Consider the following 22057-nt stretch of genomic DNA (forward strand, 5'->3'; position numbering starts at 1 on the left):
CGGTATTACACCGGGGTTTTTTTGTGTCTGGGTATCTGGGAGCGGCGATGGAACAGGCTTGGCTTTGGTTCGGCGTGGCCGGATTGATCGTGGTGCTGGAACTGGCGAGCGGGACGTTCTATCTCCTGATGGTGGCGTTGGGCGTGGCGGCGGGCGGTATTGCCGCGTTGCTGCGGGCGGATTGGCCGTTGCAGTGGGTGAGCGCGGCGATCGTGGCCGGTGTGGCCGTCTGGTTGCTGCGACGCAGCCGGTTCGGTCAGCGGCGCATCAAGGTCGATGTTTCGGCCGACCCGAACACCATCCTCGACATTGGTCAGCGTCTGCATGTGCAGGCGTGGCGACCGGACGGTCAGGCGCGCGCCATGTATCGCGGTGCCGAATGGGACGTCGAACTGCTTCCCGGTGAGTCGCCGGATGCCGGATGGTTCGTTATCCGAGAGATTCGTGGTAGCCGTTTGTACGTCGCCCACGCGCCGGCGCAGTAGGGGGGGCGTTGCCACTGTCAGTTTCGACAGTGGGCGTGCGCAACGGGACCATCGCAGCGAACACTTGGGTTTCGCCGCAGTCAGACAGCAAGTCCCGCATTCGCGGGTGACGGGGAACCAGCCGGCCGGTCAGGTCGGCGTATTCGGGGGAAACCATGTTATCCAACGTCGCATTCATTCTCTTTATCATCGCGGTGATCATCGCGGCGCGCTCGATCAAGATCGTGCCGCAGCAACATGCCTGGGTGGTGGAGCGTCTCGGCAAATTCCACGCGACGCTCACGCCGGGGCTGTCGATCGTCGTGCCGTTCGTGGATCGGGTGGCTTACAAGCACGTGCTCAAGGAGATTCCGCTCGACGTACCGAGTCAGATCTGTATCACCAAAGACAATACCCAGTTGCAGGTCGACGGCATCTTGTATTTCCAGGTGACGGATCCGATGAAGGCGTCCTACGGTTCGAGCAACTTTATCGTCGCCATCACACAGCTTGCCCAAACGACGCTGCGCAGCGTGGTCGGCAAGCTCGAACTCGACAAGACGTTCGAAGAGCGCGAGTTCATCAATCACAGCGTGGTGAACGCGCTCGACGAGGCCGCGGCGAACTGGGGCGTGAAGGTGCTGCGCTATGAGATCAAGGACCTCACGCCGCCGAAGGAAATTCTGCATGCCATGCAGGCGCAGATTACGGCCGAGCGTGAGAAGCGGGCGCTGATTGCGGCTTCCGAGGGGAAAAAGCAGGAGCAGATCAACCTGGCATCCGGCGCGCGTGAGGCCGCGATCCAGAAGTCGGAAGGTGAGCGCCAGGCCGCCATTAACCAGGCGCAGGGTGAGGCCGCAGCGATTCTTGCCGTGGCGGAAGCTAACGCTGAGGCCATTCACAAGATTGCGACGGCGATTCAGACGCAAGGGGGCATGGAGGCCGTCAACCTGAAAGTGGCCGAGCAGTATGTCGATGCGTTCAGCAAGATCGCGAAGACGAATAACACGCTGATCGTGCCGGGAAACCTTTCGGATATGAGCGGCATGATTGCCTCGGCACTCAAGATTGTGCGCGGCACCGAAGGTGGCTCGAACGCGCCCGCGGACGGTAGCACTACGGGATTCGGTAATTCGGGCTCGCGCCGTTGAGTGTTGTGACGTGGCCCGGACGCCAGTCGTCAAGAAAAACGGCCCGAAAGGGCCGTTTTTTCGTTGAGAGACGTTTGTCGCAGCGACGCTCGCGATATCGGTTGGTGCGTTATGTCGGGTTGCGCATCAGGCGAGCTTTCTCACGATTCCAGTCGCGTTCTTTTTCCGTCTCACGCTTGTCGTGTTGCTTCTTGCCCTTGCCCAATCCGATCTCGCATTTCACAAGCCCCTTGCTGTAGTGCAGGTTGAGCGGGACGAGCGTATAGCCGCGCTGCTCGACCTTGCCGATGAGCTTTTTGATTTCGTCGGCCTTGAGAAGCAGCTTGCGAGTGCGTACCGGGTCGGGCTTGATGTGCGTCGATGCCGATTGCAGCGGGCTGATGTGCGCGCCGATCAGGAAAATCTCGCCGTTTTTGATCACGACGTAGCCTTCCTTGATTTGCGCCCGCCCGGCGCGAATGGCCTTGACTTCCCATCCCTCGAGCACGATCCCGGCTTCGTACCGGTCCTCGATGAAGTAGTCGAAGAAGGCCTTTCTGTTGTCGATGATGCTCATGGATCCTTGGCGGGTAACTTGGTCGGACCCGGTGAGTCGGGCTCGGGTAAAATAGCGATTTTAACAAAGAGTCTCGGCGAGAGGCGGCCAGCGGCACACGCGTACCGACGCAGCGTCGAGAGCGAGCGCGCCGTGAGCATACCTCGCCCGACCGACGATGGCTGAAGTCAGTAAAACCGTTCTCGTGCATTTCTCCGATGAGCAAATGTACGATCTGGTGACCAATGTCGCCGATTACCCCAAGTTCCTGCCCTGGTGCGGTGGTGTCGATATTCGGCATCAGGACGAGCACAGCATGGAAGCGTCGTTGATCATCGATTTCAAGGGGCTGAAGCATTCGTTCGCGACGCGCAATATCCAGGAGCGTCCGCACTCCATCCAGATGACCTTCGTCGAAGGGCCTTTCAAGCGTTTTCACGGCACGTGGAAATTCACTGCGCTGCGCGAAAACGCCTGCAAGATCGAGTTCAGCCTGCACTACGAATTTGCGAATTTCCTGCTCGAGAAGGTCATCGGGCCGGTATTCAGTCATATCGCCAACACGTTTGTCGATGCCTTTGTGAAGCGTGCGGAGACCGTGTATGTCAAGTGAGGTGAAGGTCGAGGTCTGCTACGCATTGCCGAGCGAGCAAACGATCGTGCCGCTCGCGCTGCCCGCTGGCGCGACAATGCGCGACGCGATCGAGCGTAGCGGCTTGTTGCAGCGGTTCCCCGAGTTGGACCTGACGCGGATGAAAGCTGGCGTGTTCGGGAAGGTCCGCGCGTTGGATGCATTCCTTGAGACGGGGGATCGCGTCGAGATTTACCGCACGCTCAAGGCGGACCCGAAACTCGCGCGTCAGCGCCGGGTCGAGAAAGTCCGCAACGAAGGCAGCAGAGAAGGGCAGAAATGGCTCGGGAGCAGCCGTCGCGGAAGTTGAACTGAAGCGGCGGGGTCGGGGTTTGGCGCGATGGCTCCATGGCGCCGTTTCCCCGAATTCAGTCATTGTGCCGATCCTCGTGCATGCTGCCGAACCGAAGCGCTCACGCCCACCAGCAACAGCACGATGGCCGCGACTTCCAGCAAGCGCGGAAGCCGGTGTTCGTAAATAAATCCATAGACGAGCGCGAACAGCGTTTCGAACACGATCATCTGCCCGGAGAGGGTTAAGGGCAACTGACGGCTTGCCGCGTTCCAGAATGCGTTGCCGATCGTCGATGCGCCAATGGCCACCGCAGCATTCACGATCAGGAACATCTGCCAGTCGCGGGGCGCGTCGGCTGCGACCGGGTGCGGCAGCAACATGGCCGGGATCGCCAGCGCCACGGCCAGCACGCCGGTCGCGACGCCGGTCAACAGCGACCATTCCTGACTGGTGAAGTGGCCGAACTTTGCGAGATACCGGGCGTTCGCGACCGCATACCAGGTCCAGCTGAGCAAGGCGCCAATGGCGCAGACGATGCCGACCAGCGTTACCCGCCAGTCGCCGCCAGTGGCAGATGCGTGGGCAAAAACATCCACGTTGATACAGACGATGCCCGCCGCAATCAGCGTCAGCGGGCCGACCAGCTTCGACAAGGGCAGGGCGCCGTGGTCACGGCTGCCCACGAGCGTCACGGTCACGGGAAGCACGCCGACGATCAACGATGCCGGCGCGATACCCGCCATCTGTACAGCGCCTGCGAGAAACAGGTAATAGACGAGGTTGCCAACGAGGCTCAAGCGAAACAGGGCACGCCAATCGTTGCCGGTGACCGTGTGACGCAGGCGGGGCCAGAGTGGCGCGAGGAAGACGGCGGACACGAGTCCGTAAAGCACGTAGCGGGCGGCCGAGAGTTCCAGTGGCGAGAAACCGGGCAACAGTTGAGGGGCCAGAAACACCAGCCCCCACAATGCGCCCGCCGCCAATCCGTAAGCAATGCCTTTCCCCATGAAATTCGTTGTCCGTGTTGAATAATGCCGAGCCGCCGAGCCGCCGAGCCGCCGAGCCGCCGAGCCGCCGAGCCGCCGAGGGGCGGTATGTCGGTACGTCAGGTTACCCCGTCAACCTTGCTGCGGCGTTGCTACTGACCGGCGCGCGCGTTGCATCGAAGCGGCAAGGAGGGCGCAAGAATAGCATTCGAGGTTCGCGTCGATATTGTGAAATCCGGCACTTGGCCTCGATGCGGTGCGGTCCGGCGTTGCGTCCCGGAAATACCGACTGGTAGTCAGTCCGGCGCGTAATGCGTGCCTGGTCCGCATGGCACCGAGGCCTCGGGGAAAAAGCCCCTTGACATGTGGGGCAGACGTGCCATGCATCCCGCGATTTCTGTATAATTCGGTTTTGCGCCTATAGGATTTGCCATGCGTCTGATCCAAAAAGCACTCACATTCGATGACGTGCTCCTCGTCCCGGCCTACTCTGCCGTTCTCCCGCGCGACACCAGCCTGAAAACCAAGCTCACGCGCAACATTACCCTGAACATGCCTTTGCTGTCGGCCGCCATGGATACGGTGACCGAAGCGCGTCTGGCCATTGCCATGGCGCAACAGGGCGGTATCGGCATCATTCACAAGAATCTGAAGCCGGCCGAGCAGGCGCGGGAAGTCTCGAAGGTCAAGCGTTTCGAGTCGGGCGTTCTGCGCGATCCGATCACGATTCCGCCGCACATGAAGGTGCGCGATGTGATCGCTCTGTCGCGTCAGCATGGTATTTCCGGCTTCCCGGTCGTCGAAGGCGCACAGCTCATCGGTATCGTCACGAACCGTGACCTGCGTTTCGAGAGCCGCCTGGACGAACCGGTGCGCGTGATCATGACCCCGAAGGAAAAGCTCATTACCGTACGCGAAGGCGCGTCGCCCGCAGACGCCGAGCGTCTGATGCACGACCACCGCCTCGAGCGCGTGCTGGTCGTGAACGACGCCTTCGAACTGCGCGGTCTGATGACGGTCAAGGACATTACCAAGGCGACGGAATACCCGTTGGCGAGCAAGGACGAACACGGCAAGCTGCGTGTCGGTGCCGCAGTCGGCGTGGGTCCGGACAATGAAGAGCGCGTCGAATTGCTGGTGGCTGCCGGGGTCGACGTGATCGTGGTCGATACGGCGCATGGCCATAGCCAGGGCGTGCTCGACCGGGTGCAATGGGTCAAGAAGCATTTCCCGCAGATCGAAGTCGTGGGCGGCAACATCGCGACGGCAAGCGCAGCGCTGGCACTGGTCGAACACGGTGCAGACGCCGTCAAGGTCGGTATCGGCCCGGGCTCGATCTGCACGACGCGTATCGTCGCCGGTGTCGGTGTGCCGCAGATCACGGCGATCGCCAACGTGGCCGAAGCGCTCAAGGATACGGGCGTTCCGCTGATCGCCGACGGTGGCATTCGTTACTCGGGCGACGTTGCCAAGGCGCTCGCCGCCGGTGCGCACACCGTGATGATGGGCAGCATGTTCTCTGGCACCGAAGAAGCGCCGGGCGAAGTGTTCCTGTACCAAGGTCGTTCGTACAAGAGCTATCGCGGCATGGGCTCGGTCGGTGCGATGAAGGACGGCGCCGCAGACCGTTACTTCCAGGATCCGGCCAACAATGCCGACAAGCTGGTGCCCGAAGGTATCGAAGGCCGAGTGGCTTACAAGGGCAGCGTGAACGCTATCCTGCACCAACTGACTGGCGGTATCCGCTCGTCGATGGGCTACCTGGGTTGCCCGTCGATCAAGGATCTGCACGAAAAGGCAGAGTTTGTGGAAATCACGGCCGCGGGCATGCGCGAATCGCACGTGCACGACGTCCAGATCATGAAGGAAGCCCCCAACTACCACGTGGAGTAATTGCCCATGAAGGCCATGTTGCGTACGGTACTGTTCCTCGATGCGGCGTTGAATCTGGCACTTGGCGTGCTCTTGATCGCGTCGTTCTGGTCATCGCTGTATGCGGCCATTGATGTGCCTGCGCCGTCGCCCGTGCTTTATGCACAGGTGCTCGGCGTGGCCTTCATCGGCGTGGCCTGGCTGCAATGGCACGCCACCGTGAACGGGCAGTTGACGGCCACCGTTGCGAAGGTGACGGGGCATATCAACTGGGTAAGCGGTGCGTTCGTGCTGGGCTGGCTGATCTCCGGCCAGCTGGTGGTGTCGACCGGTGGCAAGCTGATGCTGGCCACGCTTGGCGCCGTTCTGCTGGTGGTAGGCGGTATTCTCGTCAAGCTGGCGTCGAGTGTGCGCACGAAAGAGCGTGTGCAGGCGGCGCAACAGGCTGGCGAGCGGGTGCGTGGAGGTGTCGTGAGCGACACGCGGCGCGACACGCCCCATGATTATTCCGATGCCCGGGTCGTCGACGAGACCCGTGGCGCGCGCGCTGAGCCGCGCATGGAGACGCCTCGCGGCAGCTCCACTTCCGTCAATACCACGCCGGTCGCGCCTGTGGGCGCCACCGGCATTGTCACGCCCGTGCCTTCGACCACGGCGCCGACGTCCAACGAATCCACTTCATCCGTACCTCACGATGCACGACAAAATCCTCATTCTTGACTTCGGCTCGCAAGTCACCCAGCTCATCGGACGCCGCGTTCGCGAAGCGCACGTCTACTGCGAGATTCACCCGAACGACGTTTCGGACGAATTCATCCGCGAATTCAACCCGAAGGCGATCATTCTGTCGGGCAGCCACGCGAGCACGTACGAGGATCAGGATCTGCGCGCGCCGCAGGCGGTCTGGGATCTGGGCGTGCCGGTCCTGGGCATCTGCTATGGCATGTTCGCGATGACGGTTCAGTTGGGCGGTCAGGTGGAAGCCAGCAACCACCGCGAGTTCGGTTATGCGGAAGTGCGCGCGCATGGCCACACGCCGTTGCTCGACGGGCTTGAGGACTTCCGTACGGCCGAAGGGCACGGCATGCTCAAGGTGTGGATGAGCCATGGCGACAAGGTCACGCAGTTGCCGGAAGGTTTTGCGCTGATGGCGTCCACGCCGAGCTGCCCGATCGCGGGTATGGCGGACGTGAAGCGTCATTACTACGCTGTGCAGTTCCACCCGGAAGTGACGCACACCGTGAAGGGCCGTGAACTGCTCGAGCGCTTCGTGCTGGAAATTGCCGGTGCGAAGCCGGACTGGATCATGCGCGACCACATCGAGGAAGCCGTGAAGGCGATCCGCGAGCAGGTGGGCGACGAGGAAGTGATTCTCGGCCTGTCGGGCGGTGTCGATTCGAGCGTGGCGGCGGCGCTGATTCACCGTGCGATCGGCGATCAGCTGACGTGCGTGTTCGTCGATCACGGTCTGCTGCGTCTTAACGAAGGCAAGATGGTCATGGAGATGTTCGAGGGCCGACTGCATGCGAAGGTCGTGCACGTCGACGCCACCGCGCAGTTCATGGGGCATCTCAAGGGCGTGACGGATCCGGAGCAAAAGCGCAAGATCATCGGTCGCGAGTTTGTCGAAGTGTTCCAGGCGGAAGCGAAGAAGCTGAAGAACGCGAAGTGGCTGGCGCAGGGCACGATTTATCCGGACGTGATCGAATCGGGCGGCGCGAAGACGAAGAAGGCGACGACGATCAAGAGCCACCACAACGTGGGCGGCTTGCCGGAGACGCTGGGTCTGAAGCTGCTCGAACCGCTGCGCGATCTGTTCAAGGACGAGGTGCGCGAACTGGGTGTGGCGCTGGGCTTGCCGCACGACATGGTCTACCGTCACCCGTTCCCGGGTCCGGGTCTGGGCGTGCGTATTCTTGGCGAAGTGAAGCAGGAATACGCCGATCTGCTGCGCCGTGCCGATGCGATCTTCATCGAAGAACTGCGCAATACGGTCGAGCCGAATAGTGGCAAGACCTGGTACGAACTGACGAGCCAGGCGTTCGCCGTGTTCCTGCCGGTCAAGAGCGTGGGCGTGATGGGCGATGGCCGCACCTACGAGTGGGTCGTGGCGCTGCGTGCGGTGCAGACGCAAGACTTCATGACGGCCCACTGGGCCCACCTGCCGCACGAGTTGCTCGGCAAGGTCTCGAACCGCATCATCAACGAAGTGCGTGGCCTGAACCGGGTCGTGTACGACATCTCGGGCAAGCCGCCTGCGACGATCGAGTGGGAATGAAAATCTCCAGATAATCAATCACTTGCTTCGATTAATCAGGTTGCCAACGTCGTCGCTGTCGCAGTGGTGGTGACTCGATTCTCGGTTTAGTCTGCTCTTGATCCAAACTCAAATTTGGACAAGAGTTGGACAGGAAAACGGCTTGGCGGTTGCCAGGCCGTTTTCTATTGTAGTCCCATCTCGGCTCTCGGGGACATGGCGATGACGGTGATAGCGGTGGGGTGTGCCGGCCGTGTCCGCTCAACTGGATTGGGAGGTACGGTCAAGTTTTTTTGCCTTACCGAGGTTCTTTGCGTTGCCGGCTTACGGTTGGGATACGCATGCAGTGCCCTTTAGTTCTGACCTTCGGTGGGCCGTTGAGTTATGCATCAACTACATCACGGTGGAGCATGAGTGAACTTCTCATACAAGACAGCGACCTGGACGGCTTTGCTCTCGAAAAGTATCTCGAGCTAGAGCATTTTACGTATACGCAATGGCGTGACCTCATTCTGCACCGAGCGCTGCTCTGGGATCTGGCAAGTGAGTGGAAAGAGCAATTCAAGGGTGGGGCAGACCCAATTTCGTCGCATTGGGAGTCCGTACGACTGGATGCGAATGAGCGTGGGCTCGGCGACGCATGGACTACAGCGAAGTCACGTTTCAGTCTGGACGCCTTGCGAACTCAAATTGCGGCGATCGTGACTGCATTGCTTCACAGCCCGTTGCACCAAGCGTTCACTCTTCCCGAATATGTCGAGAGCGGGAACCTGCTCGCAACGGCATCCATCAGACTCCGTCCGCAACCGTACGCTGGCGATGCACCTCTACGACCTGACGAATTTAATGCAGCGCTTTTCGGCGCTCTTGATGACGTACCTCTGGCGCAAGCTTTTGAGAGCACGAGCGAGCCACACCGCGTTCTGCTGGAAGTGGACGTCGACGTACCGAATGAGCAGTTGGTGGCAGATTTCCGGAGATGGCTCAGGGCCTGGCGACAAGTGACGGGAGGGAGGGACACGGGGATCCGAAAAATTCATTCCCCCGATTGGATCAAAACGTCTATCGGCCGTTGGCTGGACGACGGGCTCGTAGCGTACATTGATCTCAAAGTTGTCTCCAAATTTTTACGACGTGACTTTCCTAAGGGGCGTCTGGCGAGGGCGTTGGGGTTTGATGAGTACCAGTGGGATAGCGCTGAAGAGAGGCTTGAAAACTATGTGCAGGAATTCTTTGGGCCAACCATGAGGGACTGGATGTACTTCTTGTCTTTCGACGAAGAGTGGCGTGTGGGGGCAAAAAAACGGACGTAAATCTGCATCTCGACCCCTCCCTATCGGAACAGTAAATTTGCTTCAGAGGTGGCGCCGCTGCCTCACGTCCTTGAATTCGGAGCAAAAATGCTTTCCAATAATTTCGCTCATAATGGTGACGCTATTGCGTCGCACCTCCAAGCCGTTCCCGCTGGTACCGATGCGCAAGTTGGCGCTGTCGAATGTGCAACCAGGGGCCGCAAACGCCGCTTCACGAAACTCAGAGCCTCGGAGCTGGTCGGGCTGCCCGGCGCGACTTCGGCTGTCACGAAACCCGTGGAGCGAGATGTGGCATTCATCCAGTTTGCGGTGCCCGTTACAAATTCAGTCGGTACCGCCGCGGAATCGCTCGAAATTGTGGAATTCTCCAGCGGCCTCAACGAGCAAGGGCGAACATTGCAGATCGGCTCGGTCTGCAAGGTCGGATTTGGCGAAGGTACGGCGGACGTCGTATTGAAGCTCGACGCACCTGTTGATCCTACGAACCACGGCTCGGCAGTTGCGGATGCTTTCGGCAAGCTCAACGACTTCCTGACCTCCGCCCAGGTCTTGCGTGCTGATCGGAGTGGGCGTCGAGCAACGTGGCGGGCCAAGATCAACGGCACGACCATTGCCGACGGGCGCTACTAATCGGCCGAGGAACGAGATCGTCGGTGTTCAGGATTCCTGATATCCACGGTCTCACTTCGAGACCGCGCCTTCTCCAAGGTTCGCAGCCTTCATCTGCGCCTCCCCAAAAATATCTCGCATCTCGTCATCGCTCCTGAACCCTCGAACTAAGATAGGTCATGGGTCGAGAACATGTGCGGCATTTCTTCCGCGCATCCGACCGAATCACTTACGAGGAAAAAATGACGACGAAGAATTTCGTGAAAGAGGCGGTGCAGATTGCTGGCGGCGCTACACGTGTAGCCGCACAACTGAAGGTCTCAAGCAGAGCTGTTAGCACGTGGCAGTTGCAGGGGTTCGTGCCGAACTACTACCGGGCCGAGGAACTTGCCGCGCTGGCTAATGTTCCTGTTTCGGTATTGCGCAGACCCAGTTAGAAGTGCAACCCATAAGTGCTACGGAGACACCTATAGCGCAAAAAATGAAAGGCCCAGCGAAGTGCAAATTCAGCCGGGCCCGCAGTACAACTATCATCCTACTATGTATCTTAACCCGGCATCCATGGGCAGTATGTCACTGCCATCGGCGGCATCCCGCCAATCGCAAGCGGTTTCATTTCCCGTCGCCAAAGGCACTCCCACGACGGAAGTTACAGTCCTGACTTCGCGGGACCATCCGGTCAATAAACGTTTCTATCTCGACGAGAACGAGCGGGTAACGAAGCAGAATTTTCAGAATGCATATATCTTCAATGCCGACAAGGTTCCCGTTGGTGGTCTCGACGACCTTGCTGCACTGATCGAGTTTTGCAGCGAAGACAACCGACACATTCTCATCCGCGGACTACCGGTCAATGTCAATGCCAACGGAATGCGCAGGACCGGTGATAATTTCAAAGAGCACGAGGAGGGCACGCCGTGGGTCATGCTCGACTTCGACAACGTTGGGGTACCTGAGGGGACGGATCCGCTGTCGATCGAAGCCATCGAGTGGGTGATTTCGAAGCTGCCTCTTGAATTCCAAAACGTGACGTATTTCTACCAGCATAGCGGAAGCGCTGGTGTGCTTGACCATGACGGCAACCCACTGAAGTCTGGATTGAACGTCCATATCTTCTTTTGGCTTGATCGACGAGTGCCGGGCAAAAGATTGTCGGCCTACCTGTCGCTGCACTGCATGGAAACGGACTTCTACACGCTGGCAGAAAACGCCGGCGGTGATGTCGCTCTGACTTTCGGCATTGATCCGGCCCCGCTTCGCAGCGAAGTTCAGGCGCACTATATCGCAGCTCCGACAGTCGAAGCTGGGGTCCGTTGTTGGCTGACATCCGAAAGCCGGCAGGGCTTGGTTCGTAAAGCCAACGAGGCAGTTTCCATTCCGACTATCGCAGCCGACGTAGAATTTACCGCCCAGTCCTTCAAGCGCCGTCTCGTCGATGAGTACAAGCGCCGTCACGGTTATCAGACGAAGGTCATGCAGACCAACGTCCAAGGCAAGGTCGCCGTCACTCGGTACAGCGTAGCACCTCAACGAGACGGAGATGCCCCACGTCGTGGCCGCTCCTTTGCCAAAGCAAAGTTGAGCAACGACAAACAATTCCTGACCCTGTACTTTACCGATGAGGGTTCACCTGGCTCATGGTACGTCCATAAAGACCTTCCTCAGATGGGAATTCGCCATGGCGATGGAGAAACCGTACCGCTCAAGGAGCTTTCTTGCGGCGCTCATGACTACGTTCGGGATGTGCTTGGCTGGTTTTCTGAAGTGCCGCATCGCCACCTGGATCTCGTCAATGGTTACCTCCGGCCCCTGGCCGATTTTGCAACCGCTAAGGTGTCGCTGATCGTTTCTCCGACGGGCTCGGGAAAAACCACGGCAACGATCGACTGGATTCGCAGCCGCATTGAATGCCGTCAGCTTGTCCTGTATGCAGCGCCGACTATCGCTCTCGTCAAGCAGATGCGGGCCGATCTGACGCAAGCCGGTCTCACGCCAGCCTACTACGTGGACGTATGGGGGCCGAACTCTCCCCAGCACGGAGTCATAGTAACAACCTACGACTCGCTGCCTCGGCTACTCAAGGACGCCTATAGCAACGGCACGCCGCATGCTCTAATTTTCGATGAGATACATCAAGGTCTAGACCGTTTCATGGAGAGTAGCAACGGCATGAAAAACCTGGATTCAGCGCTAAGCAAGGCTCGACAGTCGTTGCTTCTGACGGGAACGTTGACAGACGTTCAGCGACATGCTCTCGTTGATATTGCCAAGCATGCTCTCGGAAGCCTGACGGAAAGCGACTATTGTTGTTACGAATTCGCATCGGTCAAAAGCAACGCCCTCGAAGTACGTCCCACAGCATATTTTGATTCCGATCTCGCTACGTTGTTTGAATGCTTCAAGGAGAGACTTGGACGGGGAGAGTCTCTGCCTCGTCTCGTGATGCTTCTCGATACGTCGAAGATGGAGGTGTATCGCAATCTAGTTGCGCAATACGAATTGGCCGACCAAGCGGTGATTGTTTCCCGGCCAGAAAGCACTGAAGAGGAAATCGAGGCGGCAAGAATCAGCAAGCGTCCGATTCTGATTTCTAGTCCATTGTTTGGCCTGGGGCTCAACTTTGCTCGTGAACCCGACATTCTGTGGGCTCATTTCGGTCACGTTGATGCTGACACCAGCCAGATTATTCAAGCGGTGAATCGTGCCAATCGAGGGCAAACCGAATGTGACGTAAGAATTTACGGCAATGTGTGCGCCGACGCCGATTTTTCTCTTCCCAATACGCTCAAGTTGAAGATCGAAGTTGTCGAGCGCCTACAGGCTGAGGCGTCCGTCGCTGGATATCTTGAAGAGCATTTTCAGCTCGACCAGATAACGTACCAGTTGCTTCGCCAAGCGGAGCGTAACAGTTCGGTTGCTTTGAGTGCTCTGGTTCGAGACAACGCCATTCAGAACTTCGACGTTGTCGTTCGTGATGACTTGCCGGAGATCAATAAAGACAAAGCCAAGGTTGTAAAGACGGCTCGTGCCGAAGCTCGTGCTAGCTACAAGCAGGCCGTGGTTGATCAGGGGGCTGAGTTTTCAGGGTGTAGCCCCGTGCAAGCTCTCATCAAGTTGGAGCAACTGCACTGCGAGCGGCGGAACAACTGGCTTAGCGACGAACCACGGCTCGAGCGAGAGTTGAAAAACGAAGCGGCTGGGATTTTCATGGGCAGCTTCGGCATTGCTGATCCAAGCGCTGCGCAGAAGGTGAAGACTGCTAAGGTAATGCGCCTGTTTGGTGAAGTGTCGCCGTGGATTTCGAGTCAGTTCGCACGTGAGCGTCATCCGGAATGGGCGAAGGTGGAAGCTGAGAAGACGGACGCATACATCGTGCTCTTGGAGAAGCTGCAGGACTTTACGGATGGACGGATCGATGTCGATGCTCTTTCCGCAGCATTGACGAGAAATGGTCAGATCGGCGATGCCTTCAAAGCTCTAGCCAGTGGTGACCTCGAATTTCAGACGATCGGGCGGAAAATTGAAGCGTTAGCGAAAGCACGAGAAAAGATCCGAACGAAAGGCGGCACCAAGGAGCGTGCGAGTGTTCGGGAGAAGGGGTTGGAGTTGCTGCGAGAGTTGCTCGAACCGCTGGGGGTGACCTACGGGAAGAAGTTGAGCCGTGGACGTCAAGTGACGGACAGCACGAAGCCCATCGTGCCGGCGAGATGGGACCTGCCGGAGATGATCCTGAACTTACGACGGCAGTCTGCGAGATTGCGAGCGTTGCCGAACAGTCAGAAAGCACCAATCGCCCCGACACGTGAGGAGGATAGTTGCTTCGGTGAGGCACCGATGCCTCGACAGATTTGCGAGTCGTGCGTGTTCTTTCATCAGAACGCCTGCAGCCAAGGCCGTCCGATGGATTGGCAAAGCTTCGGACGCATCGATTCTGATCTAAAGTGTGATGCGTTCAAGCGGATCAAGGTCGAACTAATGTTGGAATGATGAGAGTGCCGGCGCCCACCAGTTTTGAAAATTCGTGGGTGAGGAAACGCTTGAAATCCATACACTGCAAAGCGTTTCGGCCTCGAGCATTTCCTAATATAAATATAGGGAATGGAGACGAAGTGGACCTGAATGCAGCAGGCGCCGCCACTTCGTTTTTTGAGGCGAGCATTTCCTAATATTTATAGTAGATATGCTGCGACGTCTGGCCGGTCCATTGTCCTTTACCGATACATTATAAAACCCGCAGCAGAGCGAAGTGGGCGCCCGAATCTTCTGTAGGTCGTATCACACGGCGTGTTCAGGGCAAAGGAAGTCGGTGACCAGTGGGTTGCGAGGTTCCCAACAGTTCTCGTCGAAGCAAGGGCCCGAAGCCGTTCTTCATGCGGAGAGGATTCTGCGGAACGATCCAACTTGCGCACGACGGGCAGGACAAACGGCTTAACCACACATTGCGCTGAATTGACCTGCAACGCATCCGGGCCGCACGAGGCCGTGCGAACGGCAGGTTTCTTTCATTGTGCCTTCGATGCATCAAACTGACCGGCCCACCTTCTGGAGCCAGCCCCCGTTGGCGGGACAGTTGGTGATCAAGCTGGGCATGGATGATAGCGGTCCATTAAAAAAATAACGAATCGTTATTTTTTTAATGTGGTACTATGGTGCATTGTTAGGCATGGAGGTTCTATGGAAAAGCACCACGAGGCTCAGTTGAATCAGGCCTTGGATGATTTATACCTTGTTGGTCATGTATCGATCCGATGGGACTATTTTTACCACTGGTACAACATTGACAGACTTGCGAAGGCGCCTTGGCGAGATATCGAGACTCGTTGGGCTGAGCTGTGTGAGGCAAAAGGGTTTAAGAAGCCGGTGGGCATTGTGGTGGTCCAGAAGCCACATTTCGCAGTGTTCCGGCGCAATCTGCTTGCTTCGGAGAAAGAGCAAACTTTGAGTGACCTTGCTAGTTAAGCATCGCTCGTACTGTTTAAGTGAGCCTATAGGCAAGAGGGGAGATAATGGCAGTCTGGACGGAATGTGAAATGGCGACGCTTTTTTACTCTGGCGAGGAAGCGTCCGAGCATTATCGCTGTACTGTGAAGATTGATGACGAGCGGATCATCGTTGAGTACGAAGATGGGTACGGCGGGACGATCCAATATCTCGGCGAGAATCAACGAAATGGTCATTTTTTGTTGACATCTGCTCAGGTCAAGGGGCGGGCAAGTTTGCATCGGTTCCCCGATTCTTCCATTCTGGAAGGTTCGTGGATAGAGGAAGGTGAGCGGGGCATGTGGCGTATCGAGTTGGCTGGCGAAATCTCGTGTGTGTAAGCTGGATCGCCATTGTCGGTGAGCGAGTAAGCTGGCGACTAAAAAAAAGCTCTCACGACGTGGGAGCTAATCGAGCGCGTCAGCGCCCGAGGATACAGACCAGCAGCTTGTGCCCGAGATACAGCCAGATCGAGCCGACAACAATCAGGGCGAACGGAGCGACGACGAGTACGAGGAGGGCGCTCAGAAAAATCATTGTTCGCCTCCCTGTTGCGTGGCAGCCCACCGGTCAAGCTTCGCCTTCAGGCTCGTGGCCGCAGGAGCGTCGCCAGCGCTGTCACCGGCTTGAGATCCGCCTTCGCCGTCGTTCTCGGGATAGAACTCCTCGACGACTGCCGGAACGTCTTCGCCCGATTCCTCGAACGCGCCATTGCCAAAACCCAGGCGTGCCGCCTCGTCGAGAGCCGCTTGATCGAAGCCCGAAGCCTTGCGCAGGCTGTCCAGTTCTCGAGCCCGGGCAATGGCATCCTCCAGCGTAAGCCCGGACTGCACGACGAGATCGACGTAGTAGATAGCCGAGCGATAGCTCTGCGTCGTCGACTTGCGCCGTAGCTTCAGTTCCAGGGGCATCGTCGCCAGCAACCCGCCCGAAACAGCGCTGAAGTAATGCAGCCGTGCGGCTAGGGTACGGATGGAGTTGAACGACGTGGTTCTGAAAATGAACGAACCGAGTTCGTCTTCGTCGCCGATTACGACGTTCAACCGACCGTATGGCTTGCAGCCTCCGTTGCTATATTGACAGGCGTCCGGGGACGGACATGGCAACGGGACCGTGCCCTCCTCGGTAACACGCCTGCAAGTCTCACCGTTGCCAACACACACTGGCCTTCCGGTTTCCCGGTCGAACAGCGAGTATTCAGCACGAAGGTTCAGATCCGGATCGTTGAACAACACCCGGACCGGGATCGACCTCAGCTTGCCACTACCCCCCTTGCGCAATGCATCGTCGAACGGATGAAGTATCCACCCGTCTCGGTTCTGCATCTGCGTCGTGATCGTGAACTGGTCGTCTTTCTCAGGCAACCGCTTACCGTTCTTCTCTACGACACGGCCAATCGAAATCCGTGCGATGACCGGCGGCGTAACCGCCAAACCTTTCAACATGATTACCTCCGTTGGTTAGACTGATACCAGGAACCGGCGAGAACCGGGCTTCGTGATGCCGTACTGTTCCTGTAGCTCGGGGTGATCGGCGAGAAGCCTCTTCAAATCGACGCTGGAGCCATCCTTGCTACGCTTGAACGTGATCTCGCCCGTCTCGAACAAAGCCCGTGACGCGTCTCCCATGGCCTGCAGGAGGCATTGTTTGAGCTTCGATTCGAGCTGTTCCCGTGACTCGATTTCGGCACGGACCGTAACAAGGTCGGAGAACGTGGCGGACAGGGTGCGATCGTCGGTGAAGTCAACCGTGCTTCCGGCGTCTCTCGGAAACAAGCAACGCAACGCTCGATCTGCAGATTCCGAACCGTCAGCCGGTGGTGGCGTATCGCTTTCCACGTATTGCCAGAACCGGGCTTCGAGTTCGATCAGTCTTGCGATCAGCTCGTCGTCACGCTCGATGCGATAAACGTCCAACTTCTGGCCGCAGAGCAACACCGCAACGTGGGCTGCTCGTTTTCCCGTCACGGCAAGCTGATGCTGTACCTGCAACTGCACGTACTCCGGAACTCCATCACGCCACATGCGAGAGCCGAATTCGCCGGCGGTCTTGCACTCCAGAATTTGCACGTCGGGCACGCCGGTCACTTCTCGGTCGAGATTGGCCAACATGAAAGGCACCGTCGGATGTCGCAGCACTGCATTGACCTTGCGCACACGGTTGCCGGTCTGCTGGCTATATGCGGCGGCGACGATGGGTTCGAGCAACGTTCCCCAAAAGACTGGATGAGTGGTGTCATTGGCGTCCGGTTTTTCGAGGTTTGCGTCTCGCCCCGTTTTATCAAGCCAGAGTTCCAGCATCGATTTATACGGATTCAAGCCAACCGCGGCGGCTGCGTCGGATCCACCGATACCCGTTTTGCGAACCGCCAGCCAATCTTCACGGTCCAGATTCAGCGTGTTGATCAATCGAAGCGCAGGCCGATTCCTGGCGGACTTTTCTATACTGATTGCAGTGCTCATGTTCAGCTCCTTCAATGAAGAAAAGCCCGGCGAATACAAGGTTCAACCGGGCTTCGGTATTGCGGTGAATGAGGCGTAGCTAGGCGACGAGTCGGATCGCTTCATCCCATGCCTTTTGCTTCAGCGTGGCACCGGCACCAAACCATGCTGCATCGAGGCGGTGTTCGTTGCTGCGTGCCCGGCGTTGGTGGTCGACGTACTCGGTAACAGCGTTGACGAGACCCCACGCAGTGCCAGAAGCAGAAGCAAGGTCCGCACCTTTGCCACGGCCAGAGAACAGCTCATGCACGGCCTTGATAGCCCGTTCGTTGGTCGTTGTCGTCGCGTTGCCCGAATCCGTGGTTGTCGGATAGGTCAGCACACGTCGGAAATAGGCCTCTGCCGTTTCATGCTTGACCTTCCGCTCAGAAAGAGCCTTCATCCGCACCATGAATTCGTCCCATGAGGAGATTGCGATACCAAGCTGGCGCTTGACTGCTTGAGCGTCGAACTGACTTCGGTGCGGGACCTTGATGGCACCTGAGTTGTCGCCCAACGCTATGGCAAGGGTGTTATTGCAAACGACACGAACGGACGTGAACTGAGCTGTGGTGGCAAGCGTGCCGTCACACGCAGTGGCGAGCAGCAAGTAGCCATTCACTTCGTCCCGGCCCTTGAGTGATACCGACTGCCCGGTGCGAGCCAAGGCCCATAGTTTCTTTCCCCCCTTCAAGACACCAGCGGTTTCGAGTTCAAAGCCGCCGACTTCGATGAGATCCCTGTAGAACTCGAGTATCGCCCTAGGTTGCACCGTCCGGTACCGAGTGGACACGACCGAGAGAGGCTCTTTCGTATCACTCCGATACAGCACCTTGTGCTGAGGGAATGCATGGATCGATCCAAGTCCGTTGTTTCCATCGGCGAAGCGAACTTCGGCTTCTTCGATTTTCCAATCCATACCGGCCTGTTGGGCCCAGACTTCGAGCGGCTGGTTCTGTGCCAACCGGTTCCCCAGTCCGTGCCAGGGTTCGGCTCCAACATAGGCTATTGATTGCACGAGATGCATTTTGAACTCCTGAAAGTGGATGAACGCATCTGGCCCGGCGATGCCAGGCGGAGCTGCGATTAGATTGGGGAGAGGTACTGAGGCGGCTATGGGGCCGCAGGGGAGGAACTAGACGAATTCGCGGTGATTCGCCCACGGCTCGTTAGCGCTGTTCAGGATACTCATTAGCAGGCCCTCCAGATAGGTCACGATGGCCGTTACGGCGTCGATCAGAATAGCGAGCAGAAGGTTGAGAACATATTGGGGCATGATGGCTACTAGTCCTTTGAAGAAGCGGAATGCTTCCTGTATAGTTCTTTTACCAAGGTTTCCAGATAAGATTGATGCCTATTGATGCCGGTGCCGGTTGAGATTTTTTGTCCAGGATTCCAACGAGGTAGGGCTCCCACCGCGACATCTAGTGCCTCCGCATGAGTGCTAGTCTCCACGACGACTTCACCACGCTTAATCAAAAAATAACGGTGGAAAAATGGCAGTTAATCCAGAGGTCGGGTTTACCGCAGATGTAATTCGTGATCCGAGTAGGTTTGTAGGTCGGACTGACCTTATCCGCGATTGCATTCTGGCTGTGAACGCTCCCACAGGACTCATTTCGGTGTTCGGTAAGCGTGGGGTGGGTAAATCTTCCCTTCTGCGGCAGATCCAGCAAATGGCGCTGGGAGATTACACGCTTGCAAAACGTGCGGGACTTAGCCGCATCGTTCCCGACAAGCCGCGGACTTATTTAACAGCCTTCTATACGTGTGATTCGCTGATCTCGGACGGGAAGGACTTGCTCTCTCGCCTCTGTAACGACCAAAGTGTCGAGGATAGTGTCCTTCGATTGGTTCCCGACGATGGAAAGGAAATCGTAGAGTTCACGCGAACCAAGGAAGTCTCAGGCGGGGCCGACCTAAAGGTCGTGAGTTGGGGAGCAAAGGGTATTGAGAGTACCAAGTACGCTAAAGTTGTCCCGAACGATATCGTTCAGACATTCAGGAATTTTGTCGACTCAATCGTCACGCATCAAGTGAAGAAGCGGATGAAGCGTGATGGGTTGCTAATTATCCTTGATGAGTTCGATGTGATTCAAGACAAGGCGGGGATTGGTTCCTTGATAAAGTCCCTGACCACCCCGGAAGTAAAATTTGCAATTTGCGGTATTGGGCGGGACTTAGCCGATCTGGTGCTGGATCATGCATCCGTCGAACGGCTTATTGAGCAAGGTGTTCTGCCCGTCAAGCCGATGCCCAAGGAAGAGTCCGAAGGGATCGTGATTCGAGCTAGCGAACTCTTCGATGGTGCGATGCGTTTTGAGCCCGGCATCGCGGGGAGAGTCGCGGATCTTGCTCAAGGATACCCCTATTTTGTCCAACTAATCGGGAAGCAATGTGTGAATGAGGCCAACATTTCTGGCACCACCGTTGTCGACGAACAAGTCTTAGGCAGAGTATTGGATGCCCTCAAAGCCGGCAAAGCGTTCCCGACCTTGGAGTCGGCGTATCAAAGGGCAATTGGGAACTCTGCCGATCGGCAGCTACTGCTGCATCTTTTGGCGGATCAGGCTGCGGAGGAAGCCCTCTTCTCTGATGAGGTCGGGCGTATCGTACTAAAGGCGGCTCGTCAAGACGCTGAAGATCTCGACATACAGTACATTGACCAGCTAATTCCCAGGTTGGTGGAAAAGAAGTATGGGCCGGTGTTGGAGCGAGTTGCGGAGCGGCAAGGAACATATGAGTTCGTTAATCCGGTACTCCGTCAGTACATTCGGTTAAGACAATTCTGAGAAAGGTTCCTTAGGGGGGGCGTCGCCCCACTACCCGGCGCACTGCGATTTTGCTTACTCCTTCCAAACCTCGCCGTCCAGACTAAACTGCTCGATGACACCTTCAACAAGCTGACGACGGTAGGCCGACAGGCCACGTAGGCGGCGAAGCAACTCCAACTCATCCGCCGTCGGTTTAACCTCGGCATCGGTGGCGCTCGCACCCTTCTCAGGACGGGGGCGCTTCATGTCTGTTATGCCAAATCGCAACCACTGCTCGGAGACGTCCAGCCACTCTGATAGCGTCTTGATCTTGTCGATCGTAGGGCGTGCCGTTCCGGCCATCCATTTCTGAGCCGCCTGAGGCGTGATCGGCTCGACCGGGTGGCGGAGATTGAACTGCGTTGCGAGTTCTGACGCAGTCTCGATCTTCTTCGGACTGCGTTTCAGGGCTTGCTTGAGGCGGGCGGCGAACGCCTTCTTTTCGTCCAGTGTCGGCATGAACCGAGTGTGGAATACCAGCCGCTAAACGTGATAACCTATTGGTTGTTATTGAAAACCATTTGGTTTATTGAAGGTGCTCTGCGTAGCTGGTGGCGCGGCAGATTGTCCTCGCTTGCATAGTCGATTTTCGGGCTGAGCTTTGCTCTTATATAGGATGGGCGGCATGCAGAATCAGAAGGCGGCGAAAGTCATTGTCCAATGCGCAAAAGTGGGATTGGCCTCCGGACTTTTCGGGGCTATGCTGACCGTGACTTTCTTCGTTGGTGGCAGTTCGATCACGTCGATCGACGTTGGCACTGCCGGTATCTTGAGGGCGGCGCTGCTTGCAGGTGCGACCGGCGTCGGAGCATACCTCTTCATATTGCAGCGGCGTTTGGCGGGCGAGGGCGATACCACCTCGCGTCGAGTCATATCTGCCCGCAGAGTTCCGAGAAAGGCCGTGACGTGTCTTGTCGCCTTATTGATGCTGAGCACGCTATGCGTGGTGTTGGATCGAGCTACGAAACGGCGGTTGCAGACGTACCTAGCGTCCACTACAGCTTCATCCTCGGAAACGGAGGTACTTAGAGCAATGGGAATCGGTCACAGCGATCAGCTCCCAGGGATGTATCTATGGCAAGGGGACGAGGACAGTGTGGGACGACGGTTGGATGAGATACGTCGTCAGGAGGCGCAACTCTTTGAGCAAAGCATCGGTTTTGCCATACCGTTCGGTACTACGGCGGTATTGAAATCGTGCGCCCGCAATTTGTACGAGCGGCGTTTAGCTAGTCTGGATGTGATGGTCCGCTTAGCCGGGAATCGATATGGGCCGGACTCGTTAATCGAGAGTTACATGGACGCTCGGCGCGTGCTTCACGACCAGTGGGCGAAGTGCTACAAGATAGCAAATAATCTTTCTGCTGACTGAGCTTGAGATTCCTCGCTATGGAAATTTCAGACGAGTTGCTCCCGCGACGTTCTCCACGCATACCTAAGGTATGCAGTCTCACTTTCGTTGCGGCAATCGTTGTCGTCGCTTCCGCCTCGACGGCGGCTGCAGAATACGACGCATGTATGGCGCGTGCTCAAGCTATCCAAATAACGGCTCAGGTGAGGGACAACGGCGTTAGTCGGCATGAGTATGAGACTGGCTACGCTAAGCAATGGGGACGGCCGCCGAATGCAGCAGAAAACGAAGTTTTGACCATCGTTTACGCAACGCCGAAC

At 57.5% G+C, this 22057-nt stretch carries 21 protein-coding genes and 1 pseudogene; 15 read left to right on the forward strand and 7 right to left on the reverse strand.

Going from position 1 to position 22057, the window contains the following annotated elements:
- Positions 1–47 precede the first annotated feature (47 nt).
- The gene (locus PCA31118_RS19470; RefSeq protein ID WP_150626720.1) at positions 48–485 is read left to right on the forward strand and encodes an NfeD family protein; all 438 of its coding nucleotides are present in this window, start codon (positions 48–50) and stop codon (positions 483–485) included.
- 155 nt (positions 486–640) lie between these two features.
- On the forward strand, positions 641–1615 hold the full coding sequence (locus PCA31118_RS19475) for an SPFH domain-containing protein (protein WP_150626721.1): 975 nt from the start codon (positions 641–643) through the stop codon (positions 1613–1615).
- Between the two features lie 109 nt (positions 1616–1724).
- On the opposite strand, the pseudogene smpB reads toward PCA31118_RS19475, so the two are convergent.
- Positions 1725–2174, reverse strand: a pseudogene (gene smpB / locus PCA31118_RS19480) (SsrA-binding protein SmpB); the annotation flags it as partial.
- Between the two features lie 154 nt (positions 2175–2328).
- Between smpB and PCA31118_RS19485 the strand changes: the two are divergent.
- Positions 2329–2763 carry a type II toxin-antitoxin system RatA family toxin gene (locus PCA31118_RS19485; protein WP_044455601.1) on the forward strand — a complete coding sequence of 145 codons (435 nt, stop codon included), beginning with the start codon at positions 2329–2331 and terminating at the stop codon, positions 2761–2763.
- Entirely contained in the window at positions 2753–3091 is a 339-nt protein-coding gene (locus tag PCA31118_RS19490; protein ID WP_150626722.1) for an RnfH family protein, read from the forward strand. The genes PCA31118_RS19485 and PCA31118_RS19490 overlap by 11 nt, the downstream gene beginning before the upstream one ends.
- 62 nt (positions 3092–3153) lie before the next feature.
- Here the strand turns inward: PCA31118_RS19490 and PCA31118_RS19495 are convergent, their stop codons facing one another.
- The gene (locus PCA31118_RS19495) at positions 3154–4083 is read right to left on the reverse strand and encodes a DMT family transporter (RefSeq protein WP_150626723.1); all 930 of its coding nucleotides are present in this window, start codon (positions 4081–4083) and stop codon (positions 3154–3156) included.
- 411 nt (positions 4084–4494) lie between these two features.
- Between PCA31118_RS19495 and guaB the strand changes: the two genes are divergently transcribed.
- The 9 genes from guaB to PCA31118_RS19540 all read left to right on the forward strand — a co-directional run bounded on the left by guaB (position 4495) and on the right by PCA31118_RS19540 (position 15434).
- Positions 4495–5955 (forward strand): IMP dehydrogenase, encoded by a 1461-nt coding sequence (gene guaB / locus PCA31118_RS19500; protein ID WP_044455604.1) that lies wholly within the window; start codon positions 4495–4497, stop codon positions 5953–5955.
- 6 nt (positions 5956–5961) lie between these two features.
- Positions 5962–6654, forward strand: coding sequence for a hypothetical protein (locus PCA31118_RS19505; RefSeq protein WP_150626724.1), 693 nt, complete (start codon positions 5962–5964; stop codon positions 6652–6654).
- On the forward strand, positions 6629–8212 hold the full coding sequence (guaA, locus tag PCA31118_RS19510) for a glutamine-hydrolyzing GMP synthase (RefSeq protein WP_150626725.1): 1584 nt from the start codon (positions 6629–6631) through the stop codon (positions 8210–8212). Before PCA31118_RS19505 ends, guaA begins: the two co-directional genes overlap by 26 nt.
- A 389-nt stretch (positions 8213–8601) precedes the next feature.
- Positions 8602–9504 carry a DUF6387 family protein gene (locus PCA31118_RS19515; protein ID WP_150626726.1) on the forward strand — a complete coding sequence of 301 codons (903 nt, stop codon included), beginning with the start codon at positions 8602–8604 and terminating at the stop codon, positions 9502–9504.
- Between the two features lie 87 nt (positions 9505–9591).
- Positions 9592–10134 (forward strand): hypothetical protein, encoded by a 543-nt coding sequence (locus tag PCA31118_RS19520; RefSeq protein ID WP_150626727.1) that lies wholly within the window; start codon positions 9592–9594, stop codon positions 10132–10134.
- A gap of 158 nt (positions 10135–10292) precedes the next feature.
- A complete protein-coding gene (locus PCA31118_RS19525) occupies positions 10293–10550 on the forward strand; it encodes a helix-turn-helix domain-containing protein (protein ID WP_150626728.1) in 258 nt (85 codons plus the stop codon).
- 61 nt (positions 10551–10611) lie between these two features.
- On the forward strand, positions 10612–14100 hold the full coding sequence (locus tag PCA31118_RS19530) for a DEAD/DEAH box helicase family protein (RefSeq protein ID WP_174990535.1): 3489 nt from the start codon (positions 10612–10614) through the stop codon (positions 14098–14100).
- A gap of 687 nt (positions 14101–14787) precedes the next feature.
- Positions 14788–15072 (forward strand): hypothetical protein, encoded by a 285-nt coding sequence (locus PCA31118_RS19535; RefSeq protein WP_150626730.1) that lies wholly within the window; start codon positions 14788–14790, stop codon positions 15070–15072.
- Between the two features lie 47 nt (positions 15073–15119).
- Positions 15120–15434 carry a hypothetical protein gene (locus PCA31118_RS19540; protein WP_217431285.1) on the forward strand — a complete coding sequence of 105 codons (315 nt, stop codon included), beginning with the start codon at positions 15120–15122 and terminating at the stop codon, positions 15432–15434.
- Between the two features lie 192 nt (positions 15435–15626).
- On the opposite strand, the gene PCA31118_RS19545 is transcribed toward PCA31118_RS19540, so the two are convergent.
- From PCA31118_RS19545 to PCA31118_RS27080, 4 genes are all read right to left on the reverse strand, one after another.
- Complete coding sequence (locus tag PCA31118_RS19545; protein WP_150626731.1) at positions 15627–16538, reverse strand: recombination directionality factor; 912 nt, start codon at positions 16536–16538, stop codon at positions 15627–15629.
- 15 nt (positions 16539–16553) lie between these two features.
- The gene (locus PCA31118_RS19550) at positions 16554–17555 is read right to left on the reverse strand and encodes a YqaJ viral recombinase family nuclease (RefSeq protein WP_150626732.1); all 1002 of its coding nucleotides are present in this window, start codon (positions 17553–17555) and stop codon (positions 16554–16556) included.
- 79 nt (positions 17556–17634) lie between these two features.
- Positions 17635–18600 carry a DUF932 domain-containing protein gene (locus tag PCA31118_RS19555; RefSeq protein WP_150626733.1) on the reverse strand — a complete coding sequence of 322 codons (966 nt, stop codon included), beginning with the start codon at positions 18598–18600 and terminating at the stop codon, positions 17635–17637.
- 108 nt (positions 18601–18708) lie between these two features.
- Positions 18709–18849: a hypothetical protein gene (locus PCA31118_RS27080; RefSeq protein ID WP_174990536.1), complete on the reverse strand. Its 141-nt coding sequence runs from the start codon at positions 18847–18849 to the stop codon at positions 18709–18711.
- Positions 18850–19069: 220 nt separating this feature from the next.
- Between PCA31118_RS27080 and PCA31118_RS19560 the strand changes: the two genes are divergently transcribed.
- Entirely contained in the window at positions 19070–20365 is a 1296-nt protein-coding gene (locus tag PCA31118_RS19560; RefSeq protein WP_150626734.1) for an nSTAND1 domain-containing NTPase, read from the forward strand.
- Positions 20366–20419: 54 nt separating this feature from the next.
- Here PCA31118_RS19560 and PCA31118_RS19565 read toward each other — a convergent pair whose 3' ends face one another.
- Positions 20420–20845: a transcriptional regulator gene (locus PCA31118_RS19565; RefSeq protein WP_150626735.1), complete on the reverse strand. Its 426-nt coding sequence runs from the start codon at positions 20843–20845 to the stop codon at positions 20420–20422.
- 166 nt (positions 20846–21011) lie between these two features.
- Here PCA31118_RS19565 and PCA31118_RS19570 point away from each other — a divergent pair, with 166 nt between their 5' ends.
- Positions 21012–21758, forward strand: a complete 747-nt coding sequence (locus PCA31118_RS19570; protein ID WP_150626736.1) for a hypothetical protein — start codon at positions 21012–21014, stop codon at positions 21756–21758.
- The last annotated feature ends 299 nt before the right edge of the window (positions 21759–22057 follow it).

This window comes from Pandoraea captiosa, from assembly GCF_902459775.1.
Taxonomy (GTDB): Bacteria; Pseudomonadota; Gammaproteobacteria; order Burkholderiales; family Burkholderiaceae; genus Pandoraea; species Pandoraea captiosa.

Coding starts and splice junctions, on each gene's coding strand:
- PCA31118_RS19545 (WP_150626731.1), bottom strand. CDS start 16,538: ATGTTGAAAGGTTTGGCGGTTACGCCGCCGGTCATCGCACGGATTTCG.
- guaB (WP_044455604.1), top strand. CDS start 4,495: ATGCGTCTGATCCAAAAAGCACTCACATTCGATGACGTGCTCCTCGTC.
- PCA31118_RS27080 (WP_174990536.1), bottom strand. CDS start 18,849: ATGCCCCAATATGTTCTCAACCTTCTGCTCGCTATTCTGATCGACGCC.
- PCA31118_RS19550 (WP_150626732.1), bottom strand. CDS start 17,555: ATGAGCACTGCAATCAGTATAGAAAAGTCCGCCAGGAATCGGCCTGCG.
- PCA31118_RS19470 (WP_150626720.1), top strand. CDS start 48: ATGGAACAGGCTTGGCTTTGGTTCGGCGTGGCCGGATTGATCGTGGTG.
- PCA31118_RS19485 (WP_044455601.1), top strand. CDS start 2,329: ATGGCTGAAGTCAGTAAAACCGTTCTCGTGCATTTCTCCGATGAGCAA.
- PCA31118_RS19490 (WP_150626722.1), top strand. CDS start 2,753: ATGTCAAGTGAGGTGAAGGTCGAGGTCTGCTACGCATTGCCGAGCGAG.
- PCA31118_RS19555 (WP_150626733.1), bottom strand. CDS start 18,600: ATGCATCTCGTGCAATCAATAGCCTATGTTGGAGCCGAACCCTGGCAC.
- PCA31118_RS19535 (WP_150626730.1), top strand. CDS start 14,788: ATGGAAAAGCACCACGAGGCTCAGTTGAATCAGGCCTTGGATGATTTA.
- PCA31118_RS19520 (WP_150626727.1), top strand. CDS start 9,592: ATGCTTTCCAATAATTTCGCTCATAATGGTGACGCTATTGCGTCGCAC.
- PCA31118_RS19570 (WP_150626736.1), top strand. CDS start 21,012: ATGCAGAATCAGAAGGCGGCGAAAGTCATTGTCCAATGCGCAAAAGTG.
- PCA31118_RS19565 (WP_150626735.1), bottom strand. CDS start 20,845: ATGCCGACACTGGACGAAAAGAAGGCGTTCGCCGCCCGCCTCAAGCAA.
- PCA31118_RS19560 (WP_150626734.1), top strand. CDS start 19,070: ATGGCAGTTAATCCAGAGGTCGGGTTTACCGCAGATGTAATTCGTGAT.
- PCA31118_RS19495 (WP_150626723.1), bottom strand. CDS start 4,083: ATGGGGAAAGGCATTGCTTACGGATTGGCGGCGGGCGCATTGTGGGGG.
- guaA (WP_150626725.1), top strand. CDS start 6,629: ATGCACGACAAAATCCTCATTCTTGACTTCGGCTCGCAAGTCACCCAG.
- PCA31118_RS19505 (WP_150626724.1), top strand. CDS start 5,962: ATGAAGGCCATGTTGCGTACGGTACTGTTCCTCGATGCGGCGTTGAAT.
- PCA31118_RS19525 (WP_150626728.1), top strand. CDS start 10,293: ATGGGTCGAGAACATGTGCGGCATTTCTTCCGCGCATCCGACCGAATC.
- PCA31118_RS19475 (WP_150626721.1), top strand. CDS start 641: ATGTTATCCAACGTCGCATTCATTCTCTTTATCATCGCGGTGATCATC.
- PCA31118_RS19515 (WP_150626726.1), top strand. CDS start 8,602: ATGAGTGAACTTCTCATACAAGACAGCGACCTGGACGGCTTTGCTCTC.
- PCA31118_RS19540 (WP_217431285.1), top strand. CDS start 15,120: ATGGCAGTCTGGACGGAATGTGAAATGGCGACGCTTTTTTACTCTGGC.